This is a genomic window from Paenibacillus donghaensis (assembly GCF_002192415.1).
GTDB classification, from domain to species: Bacteria; Bacillota; Bacilli; order Paenibacillales; family Paenibacillaceae; genus Paenibacillus_AQ; species Paenibacillus_AQ donghaensis.
This window is the reverse complement of record NZ_CP021780.1, coordinates 1801619-1816639: the sequence shown is the minus strand read 5'-3', so window position 1 is coordinate 1816639 and position 15021 is coordinate 1801619. Positions and strand designations below refer to the sequence as shown.

The 15021-nt window shown below is 55.0% G+C and carries 15 protein-coding genes; 4 read left to right on the top strand and 11 right to left on the bottom strand.

The window, feature by feature from the left end; translation table 11 throughout:
* The first annotated feature begins 151 nt into the window (after positions 1-151).
* Positions 152-1549, top strand: a complete 1398-nt coding sequence (locus B9T62_RS07535; protein ID WP_087914694.1) for an RsmB/NOP family class I SAM-dependent RNA methyltransferase — start codon at positions 152-154, stop codon at positions 1547-1549.
* Between the two features lie 139 nt (positions 1550-1688).
* Positions 1689-1781 (top strand): YjcZ family sporulation protein, encoded by a 93-nt coding sequence (locus B9T62_RS40185; RefSeq protein WP_211296424.1) that lies wholly within the window; start codon positions 1689-1691, stop codon positions 1779-1781.
* Between the two features lie 107 nt (positions 1782-1888).
* On the opposite strand, the gene B9T62_RS07530 is transcribed toward B9T62_RS40185, so the two are convergent.
* The 7 genes from B9T62_RS07530 to B9T62_RS07500 form a co-directional block, all read right to left on the bottom strand.
* Positions 1889-2479, bottom strand: coding sequence for a class I SAM-dependent methyltransferase (locus B9T62_RS07530; RefSeq protein ID WP_087914693.1), 591 nt, complete (start codon positions 2477-2479; stop codon positions 1889-1891).
* 157 nt (positions 2480-2636) lie between these two features.
* On the bottom strand, positions 2637-3437 hold the full coding sequence (locus tag B9T62_RS07525) for a Cof-type HAD-IIB family hydrolase (RefSeq protein WP_087914692.1): 801 nt from the start codon (positions 3435-3437) through the stop codon (positions 2637-2639).
* A gap of 136 nt (positions 3438-3573) precedes the next feature.
* A complete protein-coding gene (locus B9T62_RS07520; protein WP_087914691.1) occupies positions 3574-4344 on the bottom strand; it encodes a pseudouridine synthase in 771 nt (256 codons plus the stop codon).
* 3 nt (positions 4345-4347) lie between these two features.
* Complete coding sequence (locus B9T62_RS07515; RefSeq protein WP_087914690.1) at positions 4348-5877, bottom strand: RsmB/NOP family class I SAM-dependent RNA methyltransferase; 1530 nt, start codon at positions 5875-5877, stop codon at positions 4348-4350.
* Positions 5878-5966: 89 nt separating this feature from the next.
* Entirely contained in the window at positions 5967-6419 is a 453-nt protein-coding gene (locus B9T62_RS07510; RefSeq protein ID WP_087914689.1) for a DUF309 domain-containing protein, read from the bottom strand.
* Entirely contained in the window at positions 6409-7221 is an 813-nt protein-coding gene (yjbM, locus tag B9T62_RS07505) for a GTP diphosphokinase (protein ID WP_087914688.1), read from the bottom strand. Before yjbM ends, B9T62_RS07510 begins: the two co-directional genes overlap by 11 nt.
* A 29-nt stretch (positions 7222-7250) precedes the next feature.
* Positions 7251-8345: a quinone-dependent dihydroorotate dehydrogenase gene (locus tag B9T62_RS07500; RefSeq protein ID WP_087914687.1), complete on the bottom strand. Its 1095-nt coding sequence runs from the start codon at positions 8343-8345 to the stop codon at positions 7251-7253.
* 214 nt (positions 8346-8559) lie between these two features.
* Between B9T62_RS07500 and B9T62_RS39905 the strand changes: the two genes are divergently transcribed.
* Complete coding sequence (locus B9T62_RS39905) at positions 8560-8697, top strand: hypothetical protein (RefSeq protein ID WP_169834346.1); 138 nt, start codon at positions 8560-8562, stop codon at positions 8695-8697.
* Here the strand turns inward: B9T62_RS39905 and B9T62_RS07495 are convergent.
* From B9T62_RS07495 to B9T62_RS07485, 3 genes are all read right to left on the bottom strand, one after another.
* Complete coding sequence (locus tag B9T62_RS07495) at positions 8694-10148, bottom strand: L,D-transpeptidase (RefSeq protein WP_087914686.1); 1455 nt, start codon at positions 10146-10148, stop codon at positions 8694-8696. The genes B9T62_RS39905 and B9T62_RS07495 overlap by 4 nt on opposite strands.
* 433 nt (positions 10149-10581) lie before the next feature.
* On the bottom strand, positions 10582-10824 hold the full coding sequence (locus B9T62_RS07490) for a ferredoxin (protein ID WP_087914685.1): 243 nt from the start codon (positions 10822-10824) through the stop codon (positions 10582-10584).
* A gap of 159 nt (positions 10825-10983) precedes the next feature.
* Complete coding sequence (locus tag B9T62_RS07485) at positions 10984-12351, bottom strand: DNA polymerase IV (RefSeq protein WP_425436680.1); 1368 nt, start codon at positions 12349-12351, stop codon at positions 10984-10986.
* Between the two features lie 274 nt (positions 12352-12625).
* Here B9T62_RS07485 and cimA point away from each other — a divergent pair, with 274 nt between their 5' ends.
* Positions 12626-14245 carry a citramalate synthase gene (gene cimA, locus B9T62_RS07480; protein ID WP_087914684.1) on the top strand — a complete coding sequence of 540 codons (1620 nt, stop codon included), beginning with the start codon at positions 12626-12628 and terminating at the stop codon, positions 14243-14245.
* An 82-nt stretch (positions 14246-14327) separates the two neighbouring features.
* Here cimA and B9T62_RS07475 read toward each other — a convergent pair whose 3' ends face one another.
* Positions 14328-14894, bottom strand: coding sequence for a TlpA family protein disulfide reductase (locus B9T62_RS07475; protein ID WP_087914683.1), 567 nt, complete (start codon positions 14892-14894; stop codon positions 14328-14330).
* Positions 14895-15021 lie beyond the last annotated feature (127 nt).

Genomic DNA, 15021 nt, shown 5'->3' with positions numbered 1-15021 from the left:
CCCTTTGCTATTGCCCTGATTACGGTAAATTCCGGCAATTATGATATAGTAGTGTGTATGTAAATTTATTGATACGTTTAATCCCGTACTTTGATTTTATCGGTATCCATCTGAAACGGCAACCAAGAACCTAACAAAAAGGAGAATGACCATGAAGGAAGAAATTTTGCCTTCCGCTTACATAAGCAGGGTAAGAGAAATGCTGGGAGAGGAGGCCGAGGCTTTTCTCAGCAGCTACTCACTTCCCAGGACGCAGGGGCTACGGATGAACAGTCTCAAAAGCAGCTCGGAATCCGGGAAGTCCGCCGCTGCGCTTGCGGTCACCCTGTTCGGTCTGGAGCCTGTCTCCTGGTGCAGGGACGGCTATTATTATGAAGAGCCTGCCCGGCCGGGCAAACACCCCTATCATCATGCCGGACTATATTATATTCAGGAACCGTCGGCAATGTCCGCTGCAGAGCTGCTGGCCCCGTTGCCCGGCGAGACTGTACTCGATCTGGCGGCGGCACCCGGGGGCAAAACCACCCATCTCGCCTCCTTAATGAAGGGGGAGGGACTGCTGGTCTCCAATGAGATCCATCCCGAACGGGCCAAGATACTGGCCGAGAACGTCGAGCGGCTTGGCTTGACGCACACGCTGGTTACCAGCGCCGCTCCGGCAGAGCTTGCGCTGCGCTTCCCGGCCATGTTTGACCGGATTATGCTGGACGCTCCCTGCTCCGGTGAGGGCATGTTCCGCAAAGACCCCGCAGCAGTCCGCGAGTGGTCGCCCGCGCATGTGGAGATGTGCGCGGCCAGACAATGGGACATCCTTCAGGAAGCCTATACGATGCTGAAGCCAGGCGGGAGCCTCGCTTACTCCACCTGCACCTTCAACCGCGAGGAGAATGAGCAGACGATAGCCAGGCTTATCGAGCACTACCCGGACCTTACGCTGATTACCACCAAGCGGCTATGGCCGCATCTGCAGAGAGGCGAAGGGCATTTCGTAGCCCTGCTGCGCAAGCAGGGGGATGCTGATCAAGCAGTGCTGCCGGTCCAAGCAGCCAAGGGGAAGAAGCGGGGAAACGGCAGCGCCGGCGGCCCGAAGCAGAGTGCCGCCTTAAATGAAGCGTTCCGCCAGTTCCAGGTCTGGGCGGAAGCCGAGCTGCCGGGATTTGGCAGCCAGGGCGTGCCGCTGCTCTTCGGCGAATCACTCTACCTGCTGCCCCTCGCCTTCGGCGTGACCCCCGGCCTGCATGCCAGAATACTGGACGGGCTGCGGGTCCCGCGCGCCGGACTGCATGTGGCCCAGCTGAAGAAGAACCGGGTGGAGCCAGCTCATGCACTGGCTATGGCCTTGCAGCGCGGACAGGCAGCCCGCTCCTATGACATACCAAAGGACGGGCCGGAGATCCGCGCTTGGCTGCGCGGAGAGAGCCTCCCTGTTCCGTCATCGCTGCATGGCTGGACGCTGGTTACTGTAGACGGCCTACCCGTGAGCTGGGGCAAGGCCAGCTCAGGCCAGTTGAAGAATCATCTGCCTAAAGGGCTGCGCAGCCTCAGCTGAATACCCAATTCCATGGACAATGGGTACTTGAACCAGTTCATCTGCTCCTCCCCGGCATAAGATATCATTATCCCCAAGCCCTGCGGCTAAAACGGCCGCGGCAGCGGGAACTAGACATGAGCTAAGGGAGGAATAACACATGGGTGGAGTTGCAGGAGGTTTCACTTCGACCGGAGCGATTTTGGTGCTTTTCATTCTGCTGGTCATCATTTCCCGTTCGCTGTTCGTTTAATTGTAGCCGCGAGTCCGGGTGCAGAGCAGCAATAAACAATTAGCGGCTGCGCCGTCCTCTCAGAGGGCGGTGCGGCCGCTTTCTGTATAGAGCTGACTGATCAGGCCCTATTTCAATCCCACATAACATCTCCAGCTCTTGTTCTGATGAATCTCCACTGCACGGAAGCCGGCATCCAGAAACAGCTGCTTCACCTGCTGATCCTCTGTGTGATTGTTCATATGATAATTAATCTTATAGATTTCAGCTGCAATCAGCAGCGTACCACCTTTGCCGAGTACACGGTAAATTTCCTTCACATCTCCAGGCAAATCCGGCCAGAAATAGTGTGTCTGTACAGCGGTCACCGTCCCGAACTTTTCTGATTCAAACGGCAGCGCAGACACCTCTCCTCTGCACACGGTCACTCTTCCCGACTGTACCTCTTCCTTGTTCCTAAGAATCGAGGTCTCCACCGCCTGCTGGGAATAATCCACACCGTAAACGTCGCTCCTTGCTGTCATCTTAGTTAATCTATGTATGTTCTCACCGCCGCCGCAGCCAATATCCAGTACAGGGGAGTTCTCGCGAATTACAATCTTGTTGAACGCCCAGGTTGTAATCGCGGAGTGCGCCCGGTTCATAATCCGAATCATTACTCTGCCCACGAACCCTCTCGGATTCTTGCCTTGGGCAATCAGCTTATCCAATAACACCACGCTGGTTCATCCTCTCTGAAATGCTGAAATCATCGTTTCATAGATTCATCACGGTAGTTGCTATTTAAAAAAAACCTTCAGCCGCTCCCCAATCAGGTTGTGCTGAAGGCCTATTAGACTATGTTTCGGTTACAGTATGTTGCTTGCTATCCGCAGCCTATGCCAAACAGTATTTCAGCAGCGCATCGCGGACACCGTGCTGATTGTTCGTTCCGGTAATGGCATCGGCCGCAGCTTTGACCTCCACCGGAGAGTTGTCCATCGCCACACCCAGGCCAGCGTAGGTCAGCATCGAGATATCATTGTAATAATTGCCGATCGACAGCACCTCGTGCCTAGGAATCTCCAACTGGTTCGCCAGATTCATCAGCGCGTTGCCTTTGGAGGAGTCCGGGTGCATCAGGTCAACGAAGAATTCACCGCTGCGCAGAATGTTGAACTGCCGGGTCCACGTGCCCCACTCCTGCTGGGCCTCATCCAGAATGTCCGGCTTCGAGAACACCGTAAATTTCACTACCGGCTCACGGAAATCCTCCCAGGCCGGCAGAGACGCAGGCATAATGCGGAAATGCTCGTACATATAATTGGCTTCCTCGGTCAGATGCTCCACATTGTCCACATACATATCAAACGCCGTATTCACATCGAAATGAATCCCCCGCTCACGGCAATAGGAAATATAAGGATCAAGCCCGCGGGCATCCATACCATATTGATGCAGCACCTTGCGGTCTTCCACACGTACAGTCGCCGCCCCATTGTGGCCCAGCACATAGCCGGATAATCCCATCTCCTGCATAAAAGGAATCGAATTCTGGGGGCTGCGCCCGGTGCATAATACGATCAGGCCGCCAAGCCGGGTCACCTCGGCTACGGCCTGCTTATTCTCTTCGCTTAACTGATGGTCATCATCCAGCAGGGTTCCATCTACATCCAAGGCTATCAGTTTGTATTTCATACTCCACCATCCTTGTCTTTCTGTTTCTCTCTATAGAACGTGAACTTAAGAATGTTACTTTTCATTCTTAAGTTCATCTTATATATGATCATATTGTACCGGAAACGGATTAACGTTGTTCCCGGTTTGGATTAAATTATTCGTCGACGCCAGCTCCCAGCAGCCGCAGTTCTGCTGCCGTCAGCTCCCGGTAAGCTCCCGGAGCCAGCTGCTCATCCAGCTTCAGCTCGCCCATGGATACCCGCTTCAGGGCAACCACCTTCTTGCCTACCGCCTGAAACATCCGTTTGACCTGATGGAACTTCCCTTCCGTAATGACCAGTGAAATATACGAAATCACCTGTCTGCCGCGTTCCCGGCTCCTAATGGTCAGCTGGGCGGGAAGCGTGACATAGCCGTCCTCCAGCTCCACGCCAGCGGCAAAAGCAGCCACATCCGCTGCATCCACCTCCCCTTCCACTGTCGCCTCATAGGTCTTCGGAACATGCTTGCGCGGGGAGAGCAGCTCATGTGCCAGCTTGCCATCATTGGTCAGCAGCAGCAGCCCAACCGTGTCCTTGTCGAGCCGGCCCACCGGGAACGGTTCGAACACGGCGTACTCCGGCTTCAGCAGATCGACCACGGTCCGGTCCCGCTTGTCCTCGGTCGCGGACAGCACTCCGGGGGGCTTGTTCATCATCAGGTAGATATACTCGCGGTAGACCCTGGCGACCCCGCCTACCTCCAGCTTGTCGTGGTACGGGTCGACGTGAAAGCCGCTGTCCTTGACGATTACACCGTTCACCGTGATCAAACCTTGTTTGGCCTGCTTGCGAATCTCACTGCGCGAGCCCGCCCCCAGATGGGACAGCACCTTGTCCAGCCGCTGCTTCTTGGCGGCTGGTTTAGTCTTATCTGCAGAACTCATAGCTTAAGTCCACCTCCAGCCTGCGGGATATTCATTCTTCAGTATGCCGTCCTGCCATTTGCCCCATCCGGCACTGAAGCCGTCGATACAGACCAGCACATAACCTTTCAGCGAACTTCCCGGCTTCATCTCAAGACGTTCCTGGGGAATCGTCAGAGTCTCTCCCTTGAGGTACGAGACGGCTTCATTGCTTAAGCTGGACAAAGAGACACTCCGGCAGCTCTCGCCAGGGTGAAGCGCGGTAGCCAGCGGATGGCCGGGGATGAAGCGGCCGCTGCGTACATGCCCCATATACCAGCCGGGCCGGACCGTCTTCAGCCCGTCCAGCCGCTCACGGGGAAGCGGGGAGAGATACAGATGGTCGCCGTACCACACAGGGTACCCCTCGGGAGCTTCACCAAGCTGTGCTTGGATGAACTCACTGTAAGCCGCCAGCGCAGCTTCTTCCCCGCCGCCTTGCGGGTGGCGCCCGCCTGAGGCAGCGGTCTTGCCGGAAGCGCGGCCACCCTTGCTCCGGCCTTGGGCCGCTTTCAGCACGGCCTGCTTGCCGGAGCCCCTGTCCGCCGAATGCGCACGCTTCTTCGGCATGGCGGCCAGCGTGTCTGCGTCCCCGTCTGCCTCCGGCTCGGCAGCAAGCGCGCTGCCGTCATGCTGCAGCACGGCCAGGAAATGGCCTTCGCCCTTCAGCTTGTGCGGCCACAATCGCGCCGTACCGTTCAGCTCCCCGTAGCCGGAGGCGAACGAGCCTGTACCGCCGACCGGCACCACCGCAAACTGCGGATGGGTGCTTAAGAATTCGCGGATAATCTCCTCATTCTCCTCCTCCGCGAAGGTGCAGGTCGAATAGACCATACGCCCGCCCGGTGACAGCGCCGTCGCTGCCGTGTCCAGAATCTCCCGCTGCATCGCAGCATATTTGGCCGGAGTTCCCGGCTCCCACTGCTTGACCATATCCTCATCCTTGCGGAACATGCCCTCTCCCGAGCAAGGCGCATCAATCAGGATTTTGTCAAAAAATCCAGGAAAAGCCCCCGCTATCCGCGCCGGACTTTCATTCAGCACAATTCCGTTGCGCACGCCGTACAGCTCCAGGTTCTTGGCAAGCGCTTTGGTGCGCTCCGCATGCAGATCATTGGTGACCAACAGCCCCTGCCCCTGCAGCTTGGCGGCAATCTGTGTGGACTTGCCTCCAGGCGCGGCACATAAATCCAGCACACGTTCGCCTGGCTGAACATCAAGCTGCTCCACCGGTGCCATCGCGCTCGGCTCCTGTATGTAATATAAGCCCGCATGATAATACGGATGTTTGCCGGGTCTTGTCCCTTCTTCCGTGTAGAACCCGGTAGGGCACCAAGCAATCGGTTCAAGTACAAACGGCGATAACTCCAGCAGGCGTTCGACGGCAACCTTCAGGGTGTTGACGCGGATGCCAGCGTAAGGCGTCTCTTGATAGGTAGCCGCAAATTGTTCATATTCCGGTCCCAGCATATCCTTCATGCGCTGCATGAAGGTGCCGGGGAGCTGTACTGCCATGATGTGTCCCCCTGCTTATGGTATAAAGATTAGACTGCTTGAATGGCATCAGGAACACCCCTGCGGGTGCCCCTGATCGGCAATGCTGTTTATTTGGATCGATGAGCTGATGGACGCTGCGGCCCGCGGCGCTGCGGCACGTTCGGTACAATGATCGAAGCAGCCTCCGCGGCTTCAACCCGCAGCTGCGGATCGACAAGCTCAATATTCAGATCATAGTAGTCAAAAGGCTGTACGTGATAGCGCTCCAGCCGACGCGTATATTCTCCGGCCTCTTCAGCCAATCTGGCCAGGTTGATGCCGAGCGTCACCGCCGGATACCCCTGCAGAACAGCGGAAGAATGCTGCAGCATCATCGTACCTCCACGCACATTATGATTGCGGAAATGATACAGGCCTACCGCAACCTGCAGCAATGCTTTGTATAGGGGATCGCGTTCCTTGGCCAGCCACAGCTCTTCCAGTACCTCATGGCATTCAAAATAATCTCTGTCACGGTTGAAATAAACCAGGTAAGCCAGGTACAGCGGTTCATAGGCCATCCGGCAGGTTGCCCTTCTTGGCTTCGGAGAGCAGACTGCGCACATGATCCAGCAGCCCCTTCATGGCATCCATATCCTGGACCTGCCATATTTCGTTGAAGCGCTCCTGAGCATCTATGGCTTCATTGACCAGATGGTAGAAATACAGCTGGTGGATCGCTTTCAGCAGTTGGGTGGTCGTGTTGGAATTCTCCTCGAACGTCTTCTGCGCCTCCAGAATCTCATCGCGGATGCTGGACATTTCGCTGTCCAGGATCGAGGCGGCTTCGGCTGCCGTCTTGAGCCGCACACGCATTTCATCCGGAAGGCTCTCCCGGTATTTATAATTCAGCGAATGCTCGATGGTTGCCCAGAAATTCATTGCCAGCGTGCGGATCTGAATCTCAGCCAGCACAATCTTCTGGCCCAGCGCCGTCTGCACCGGATATTTGATAATCATATGGAAGCTGCGGTAGCCGCTTTCCTTATAATTGGTGATATAGTCCTTCTCATACAACACTTCAAGATCCTGACGGTGGCGAATAAATTCAGCCACTCTGCGGATATCCTCCACGAACTGGCACATGATGCGAATTCCGGCGATATCCTCAATTCCTGTTTCGAGATCCTCCATCTTGACACTGAGCCGCTTGGCCTTCTCCAGAATGCTGGAGAGCCGTTTCACACGCCCGGTTACGAACTCTATCGGAGTATATTCTTCTCTTTTTTTCAATTCCGAACGCATGGTTTTGAATTTTACCTTCAGTTCCTCCACCGTTTGTTCATATGGCAGCAAAAAAGTTGCCCAGTCCCTGACGTCCATCGCCTTATCCTCCTGTCCTGTCGTCACCCTCAGTGATGATCCGCGCCCACCGCTTCAGAAATATGACGAAATCCGTCTCGCCGCAGCAGCTGCCGAAGGCCCGCATGCACCCTGCGGTTCACTTCCGGCCCTTCATAGATGAGCGCTGTATAGATTTCGACCAGGCTGGCGCCTGCCCGGATTTTGTCATAAGCATCCTGGCTCGTAAAAATCCCGCCCGAGCCAATAATCGGCAGCTTTCCGCCAGTCTGGCGGTAGATGCTGCGGATAATCTCCGTAGAACGGTCGCGCAGCGGCTTCCCGCTGAGTCCTCCGGCCTCTCCCGCCTTCTCGTGGGTAAGCCCTTCACGGTTTAACGTGGTATTGGTAGCAATAATTCCGTCCATGCCGGCTGCAGTAATGGTGTCCACCATATGCGCAAGCTCAGCGTCGCTGACATCCGGGGCAATCTTGACCAGCAGGCTTTTGGCAGCGCCGCTGCTCTTGCCCTGCAGCTCCATCTCCGCTCTGACTTCCGCCAGCAGGAACGCCAGTTCATCCCCATGCTGCAGGCTGCGCAGACCGGGAGTATTCGGAGAGCTGATGTTGATTACAAAAAAATCACCGTACGGATAAAGCGTACGGATACACTCGCGGTAATCCTCATGTGCCGCTTCATTGCTCGTAGCCTTGTTGCGGCCAATATTGACCGCTACCGGAATTCTGCGGCCCTTCAGTGCCCGCAGCCGCCTAGCCATGCTCTCGGCTCCTTCATTGTTGAAGCCCATCCGGTTAATCAGCGCTTCGTCCGATGGGAGCCTGAACAGGCGCGGGCTGTCGTTGCCCGGCTGGCCTTTGGGTGTTACTGTGCCCACTTCCATAAATCCGAAGCCAATCGAAGAGAAGCCGGCAACCGCACCGGCATTTTTATCCAGACCGGCTGCCAGCCCCACCGGAGTAGGGAAATGCACACCGAACAGATCCACTGCCATATCTGCCGTTTCAGGCACACCATACATCAGCCGAAGTGCCGCCGTGCCGCCCGGAACGGCTGAGGCTTTATCCAGACCGCCAACGACGAGATGATGCGCCTTCTCAGGGTCCATTTTGAAGAAAAAAGGTTTGCCAATATTACGATATAGCACCGTTCCCGCTCCTTCTGGGGGTTGCTCAAGGCCAAACTCATGTCTCCCCGATTCTATAGGTTTCTTTCTAATTTTAGCCGTTTCGGGGAGAAAAGAAAAGTTTTTTGCCCGGCAGTTATTTATGACCCTGAGCGGAGTGTAGTAATTTTCCGATAAAGACATTACAATGTAAGGACAAACCCTGATAATGTTGAAGAAGGAAGGTATGACTCATATGTCGACTAAACGGAAACCGCCTACATTGCAGCAGAAGAAAGAAGAAGTGAACCGTAGAGCACTGGTATGGATCGGCGCCAGTGTAACCCTGCTCGTTCTTCTGATTATCGTTCTGATCATTCTGACCGGCAATTAATTCAGCCAGTGGTAAACTTTGCGGGGGTTGGTCTGATCATGGGAAGCAGCCGGAGTATAGCGATCTTCAGGCAGCTGTAATTCATCAGGCAGAACCCCTTTCGTTATAAGCACCGAGGTGCCCATGGGCACCAGAGCAAACAGCTCCTCCACATCTGCCCGGTTCATGCGGATACAGCCTAATGATTCATCCTTGCCGATACTTTCTGGCTCATCCGTACCGTGAATGGCATAACGCGCATCCGATAGCTGCAGCCCCCGGCTGCCGAACTCCCCGTTGTCCCGCCCATTCGGATTAACCACCTTGTCCGTAATACTGTAACTGCCCTCAGGTGTCCTGTCGCCGCCAAGCCCCACCTCATAATTCCGTACAATTACATTTCCGCTGGCGATGGCTAGGCGGTGTTTTGTTTTGTCTACAATGATTCTCAGCGGCTCGGCCAGAAACGGCTTGCCTGCTGCGGCACCGGCCGCCGCAGGCTGACTGCCCGTCTTGTCAGCAGCGTTACCGCCTGCTGCTGGCGGAGCCGGGGACGCGGAGAGCAGCGGCTTAGCCGCCGCTGCTCCCGTCCCCGCAGCCTTGAAGCGGCTGAAGGCCTGCTCCATGACCTCGGTTGTGCCTCCGATCCAGTTGCCAGGGAAATCCCCTGCCAGCTGCTGCACGCTGGCCGGGGCAGTGCCCTTGCTGGCCGAATAGGCCGCCATCGCGCTCCACAGCGCGGCCAGCGATTCCTGCTCGGCCTGCCATGCCGCCGCCTGCTTCTGCAGCGGGCCTGCCTCCGGCGGTTCGCAGGCGCAGGCTGCCGCGTTGTAGGACTGGTACCGCACAGCGCCGTCCCCCGTCTTCTCCAGCACATACTCCAGCGGGAGCTTCTCCTCCCACAGCAGCCATTTGCCGGAGCGCTTCATGCCCAGCACCGCCGCCTTCGCCGGCTCTTTGCCCGGCAGCAGCTCCTTCAGCAGGCGGCCCTGGTCAGCAGCACTCCCGCTCTCCTGCGCCGTGAATGCCACCGCCGCTGCAGGGACCTTGTCATCAGCCGGGTCATCCTGCTTCCCGGCCTCTAGGGCAGCTCCTCCCGCCTGAGGGGCGTCTACGGCTGCGGTGACCTCCTCTGCCTTCCCGCCTCCGATGCCGCCAGGGGCGGGGGTGACGGCGGAAGGCAGCAGGACCAGCAGCAGCACAGCCAGTGCCAGCAGCCAGCGGCGGTTCCTTGCTCTGCGCTCATCACGCTGACGGCCTGCCTGCAGCAGGCCGTCTTCATACTCGCGCAGCATCTCTGCAGGCACCTTGCTGTGCTCGAAGGCCTCATAGACTTCTCCGGCTTGGTTAAAGCAATAATTGGCTTTTCCCTGCTGCCCGTTCTTATGATATTCCTTTCCCAGCAAGTACCATGCCATCTTGTTGTCCGGGTGCAACTGGACATAGGCTTTGAGGTGATGCGAATTTTTCATCTGGACCTCCGGATATGTGTAGTCGCTTCAATACTATTACTATCGGCTGGATCTTCCCAATCAAGTAGAAACGGCTTACCGTCCTCTGAAAAGTGTATGCTTCCGAAGCAGCGATACTACGTATCGCTTTCAGGTATCCGTTTCTGCGAGAAATAGAAGGATAAAGAATCAGGTGAAACCTTTACTTTCTTGTATTGTTACTACTTAGGTCCAGTGAAGAATTAGAGGGAAATTCTACCGCTAGTTGGTCTCAGAATGGGGATTCGATGGGACGATTTCCCCCATAGCCACCTACGTTTGGACTTAGAACGCTCCAATCTATATAGGAATGACCCGGGTCCTAAGTAGTAATCTTGTATTTAAATAAAAACATCCCCCGCTGATTATATCAGCGGGGGATGTTGCCAGCGATGGGCTGCAAGCCTGAAGCGGTTTAGCCTTCTTTATTAAAAGGCGTATCCGCGATTTTGATGGAATCGGTCGGGCATCCGTCAGCAGAATCCTGCAGGTCGTCAAACAGATCGTCAGGAATTACTGTGGTGCCATGGTTGGCGTCATTTTCATAAATGACCTCAGCCAGTCCTTCATCGTCGTAATCAAAAATATCAGGGGCCGTCGCGCCGCATGCACCACATGCGATACAGGTGTCTTTCTCGACCCAAGTGTACTTAGCCATAATTATCTCTGCCTCCCGTTAAACAATACAGCTGCTGTTGCAGCGTGTTATTTGTCTCATATTAATATAAATAGATTACAATTTCAATGAATTTTCAAGACGTTTACAATTCCGCCGTATAATTCAGCCGCAAAATTGACGTACATCCAGAGCGTGAAATCACTCTTCTTCCGGCTTCAGACGCTGCAGGTTATCCTTCTGCAGCGAAGTCCCGCGCTCCTTGTAGTTGCGCAGCCTCGCCGAATGGCTGTCGCTGAGCATCCCCGCTGTAAGCACCGCGTTCTCGCCGAATTTGTTCCTTAGCATATCCATCGTCTTATTCAGCGATTCCTTCTTCGGCTGACGCTCATAATCGAAGAGGTCCAGTTGAATGGCCGAATCCTCCTTGGCACTCAGCCCCTGCAGCGTTACACCCAGCAGACGAATCGGTTTATCACCCTTCCAGTGGCGCACATACAAGTCACAAGCCGCCTTATAAATATCCTCGGCACTTTCCGTGGGAACGTCAAACTGGCGTGAACGGGTGATGGTCTTCATGTCAGGGGTGCGAATCGTAAGATGCAGACCGGAGGCTACCAGGTCCTGGCGGCGCAGCCGCCTGGCTACCTGGTCGCTCAGATTGAGCAGAATCGGCTTCGCTTCGGCCAGGCCCAGCACATCGCGGGGCAAGGTCGTGGTATGACCGATGGATTTGCTCTGCTCCCGTTCGGGATTGACCACCCCATGGTCAATCCCGTTGCCTGCCCGCTTCAGCCAGGAGCCCATCACGCCGAAATGCTCCGTCAGCAGCTTCTCATCGGCAGCGGCCAGCTGGCCTATGCTGTAGATGCCCAGCCGCTTCAGCTTCTCCGCCGTCTTGCCGCCAATGCCGAACATCTCATCGCAGGGCTTGCTCCAGAGAACGCCGGGCACATCACGCAGCCGGAGTACCGAGATGCCATTTGGCTTCTTGAGATCGGAAGCCATCTTGGCGAGCAGCTTATTGGGAGCAATCCCAATGGAGCAAGGCAGACCAAGCTCTTCCATTATACGGCGCTGAATGGCTGCAGCGATCTCCGGCGGCGTACCGAACTGGCGGGAGCCGGTTATATCAAGGTAACATTCATCAATCGACACCGCTTCCAGCAGTGGAGTATAGCTATAGGCGATCTGCATAAATGCGTTGGAATAACGCCGGTACAGATGAAAATTAGGCTGAATCACAGTCAAATCCGGACAGATCTTAAGGGCCTTTTGCACCTGCATGCCAGTCTTAATTCCCCTGCCGCGCGCCGGGTAGGAGCACGTTACAATGATTCCCTTACGCAGCTCCACACTTCCAGCTACAGCCGTAGGTTTGCCCTTGTAGAGTTCCGGGTTCTCCGCCTCATGCACGGAACAGTAGAATGCGTTCATATCGACATGAAGAATCACCCTGCCGCTGGAGGGATAATATTCATCAACGTTGTGCACACGGTCCACCACAATATCTACCTTCTTATCCTCAGGGTTTCCATGGTTCTGATCTAGAATAACGCTCCCCTGCATGAAGGTCAATATTAGCGCTCCTCTCGCGGCAAAGTTCTCTGTTACATTACCGCTTAAAAATGCTATAATATAAAAATTATTGCCACAACTCACGTCTTCTGTTATTTCACAAGGAAGCTACGCTCACAAAACTAAGTTAATGCTTACGAAGCAAGTTTTGCACGAAGGATCACAAGGAAGCTACGCTCACAAAACTAAGTTAATGCTTACGAAGCGAGTTTTGCACGAAGGATCACAAGGAAGCTACGCTCACAAAACTTTTAGGAGGACTCTTATGTCTAAGTCCATTTCCATCTTCGATACCACTCTACGCGACGGCACCCAAGGGGAAGGCATCAGTCTGTCGGCAGATGATAAGCTGAAAATTGCCAAGAAGCTCGATGATCTGGGTGTGCACTATATTGAAGGTGGCATTCCGGGAAGCAACAACAAAGACATTGAATTTTTCCGTAGAGTCAAGGAGCTGCACCTGAATGCCAAGATCTCTGCGTTCGGCAGCACACGGCGCAAGGATTCCCTGGCCGAGCAGGACGATAACCTGCGGCGGATGATTGATGCCGGTGTTCCGGCAGCGACTCTTGTCGGTAAGTCCTGGGATTTCCACGTATACACCGCCTTGCAGACTACACTGGAAGAGAATCTCGCCATGATTGGCGACTCCATCGCCTATCTGAAACGTTGCGGGCTTGAGGTGGTTTTTGATGCGGAGCACTTTTTTGACGGCTTCAAAAATAACCCCGAATATGCCGTAGCCGTGCTTGCCAAAGCCTATGAAGCCGGCGCTGATTGGCTGGTTATGTGTGATACGAACGGCGGAACGCTGCCACATGAGATCCACGAGATTGTCAGCGCCTTGTCCCTGCGCCTGCCGGAAGCACCGCTTGGCATTCATACGCACAATGACTGCGAGCTGGCTGTCGCCAATACACTTAGTGCTATTGGAGCAGGCGTCCGCCAGGTGCAGGGCACGATGAACGGCTATGGAGAACGCTGCGGCAATGCCAATCTGTGCTCAATCATCCCTACCCTGCAGTTGAAGATGGGCTACTATTGTGTTCCGGGGGATTCACTCTCCCAGCTCACCAATACTGCGCGTTATATAAGCGAGGTCGCCAATGTGAACCTGCCGGTAAACCAGCCTTATGTCGGCAACGCGGCATTTGCCCATAAAGGCGGCATCCATGTCTCGGCTATCATGCGGGATTCGCGGACCTACGAGCATATTGCGCCTGAGCTGGTTGGCAACAAGCAGCGGGTGCTGGTCTCGGAGCTGGCAGGCCAGAGCAATGTGCTGTCCAAGGCCCAGGATATGGGCCTCAGCCTTGACCCCAGCAGCGAGCAGGCGCGCAAGGTGATCGACAAGATCAAGAATCTGGAGCATCAGGGCTATCAGTTCGAAGGCGCGGACGCTTCTCTGGAGCTGCTGCTGCGTGAAGCAACCGGCGAGATGAACGAGCTGTTCACCTTCGAATCCTTCAAGATGCTGGTTGAAAAAACCGCCGGACGTCCCGTAGTCTCCGAGGCGTTCGTCAAGCTAAAGGTAGGCGGCGAGAATCTCTACACCGCTGCTGAAGGCAACGGCCCGGTCAATGCGCTCGACAACGCGCTGCGCAAAGCGCTGCAGACGTATTTCCCGCAATTGAAGGAAATGCATCTGTCCGATTACAAGGTCCGCGTGCTGGATGAGCAGGACCAAACCGCCGCCAAAGTAAGAGTATTGATTGAATCCAAGGATTACGCAGATACCTGGAGTACAGTAGGCGTGTCCAGCAACGTTATTGAAGCCAGCTGGGAAGCACTTGTCGACAGTATGCGCTACGCCCTGCTGGGCCAGATTTCACTGGCCAATGAAATAACGGCCGACATCAATCCCAAAGGACTTGTGAATCATTAGCGTCTGTCTTAGCAAGAGCAAGCCCCCTTGGGCACAGATATTCTCTGCGCCCAAGGGGGCTTGCCGTTTTTGAAGGATGTGGTCAGGAGCCGGTAAGAGCAATTATTTTGCTCTCCAGCTCCTCCGGGCTAAGCACACCCAAGATGACTTCCTTGATAACACCGTCCTTGCCAATCAGTACATTGGTGGGAAATACCGCTCCCCTGTACTTGTCGAACACCTCGCCTTTTAGATCAAACATCACCGGGAAGCTCAATTCATATTTCTTGATAAACCGTTCGGCATTCCCTTGATAATCCTGGCTGGTGACGTTAACTCCATAGACCTCCAGCACATCTTTATACTTCAGAGACAGGGCGTTCAGATCAGGTGCCTCCTGCTTGCAGGGATCACACCAGGAAGCCCAGAAATTAACAATCAGTGCCTTATCTCTGGGACCGCCTACAGCGTAGGTTGTGCCGTCAGTACCATTCAGTGAGAATGCAGGTGCCAACTGGCCGGCCTTGAAGCCCGCCTCCAGCAACAGCTTACCGCCTTGCCCGCCCATAACAGCCACCGTTTGCGGGTGCCTATCCCTCCAGACCGCAGCGATCACCAAAGCCGCAATCAGCACAACTATCGCAATCTGAATGGTTCTCGCTGTTTTCATAAGTTTAGTTCCTTTTCTCAGTGGTGTATTCCCCTTATTGTATCCCTATCGCCACTGGTTTCAAACCGTCTGCAACAAAAAAAGAGGATTCCGTCAGAGACGAAATCCCAATGAAGAGAGAGGGTGA

Bases quoted from the DNA above. Each gene is read 5' to 3' on its own strand.
- yjbM (WP_087914688.1), bottom strand. From the start codon at position 7,221: ATGGACGTCAGGGACTGGGCAACTTTTTTGCTGCCATATGAACAAACG.
- B9T62_RS39905 (WP_169834346.1), top strand. From the start codon at position 8,560: ATGTCGACTAAACGGAAACCGCCTACATTGCAGCAGAAGAAAGAAGAA.
- B9T62_RS07520 (WP_087914691.1), bottom strand. From the start codon at position 4,344: ATGAGTTCTGCAGATAAGACTAAACCAGCCGCCAAGAAGCAGCGGCTG.
- B9T62_RS07510 (WP_087914689.1), bottom strand. From the start codon at position 6,419: ATGGCCTATGAACCGCTGTACCTGGCTTACCTGGTTTATTTCAACCGT.
- B9T62_RS07515 (WP_087914690.1), bottom strand. From the start codon at position 5,877: ATGGCAGTACAGCTCCCCGGCACCTTCATGCAGCGCATGAAGGATATG.
- B9T62_RS07525 (WP_087914692.1), bottom strand. From the start codon at position 3,437: ATGAAATACAAACTGATAGCCTTGGATGTAGATGGAACCCTGCTGGAT.
- B9T62_RS07490 (WP_087914685.1), bottom strand. From the start codon at position 10,824: ATGGCTAAGTACACTTGGGTCGAGAAAGACACCTGTATCGCATGTGGT.
- B9T62_RS07485 (WP_425436680.1), bottom strand. From the start codon at position 12,351: ATGCAGGGGAGCGTTATTCTAGATCAGAACCATGGAAACCCTGAGGAT.
- B9T62_RS40185 (WP_211296424.1), top strand. From the start codon at position 1,689: ATGGGTGGAGTTGCAGGAGGTTTCACTTCGACCGGAGCGATTTTGGTG.
- B9T62_RS07475 (WP_087914683.1), bottom strand. From the start codon at position 14,894: ATGAAAACAGCGAGAACCATTCAGATTGCGATAGTTGTGCTGATTGCG.
- B9T62_RS07495 (WP_087914686.1), bottom strand. From the start codon at position 10,148: ATGAAAAATTCGCATCACCTCAAAGCCTATGTCCAGTTGCACCCGGAC.
- cimA (WP_087914684.1), top strand. From the start codon at position 12,626: ATGTCTAAGTCCATTTCCATCTTCGATACCACTCTACGCGACGGCACC.
- B9T62_RS07535 (WP_087914694.1), top strand. From the start codon at position 152: ATGAAGGAAGAAATTTTGCCTTCCGCTTACATAAGCAGGGTAAGAGAA.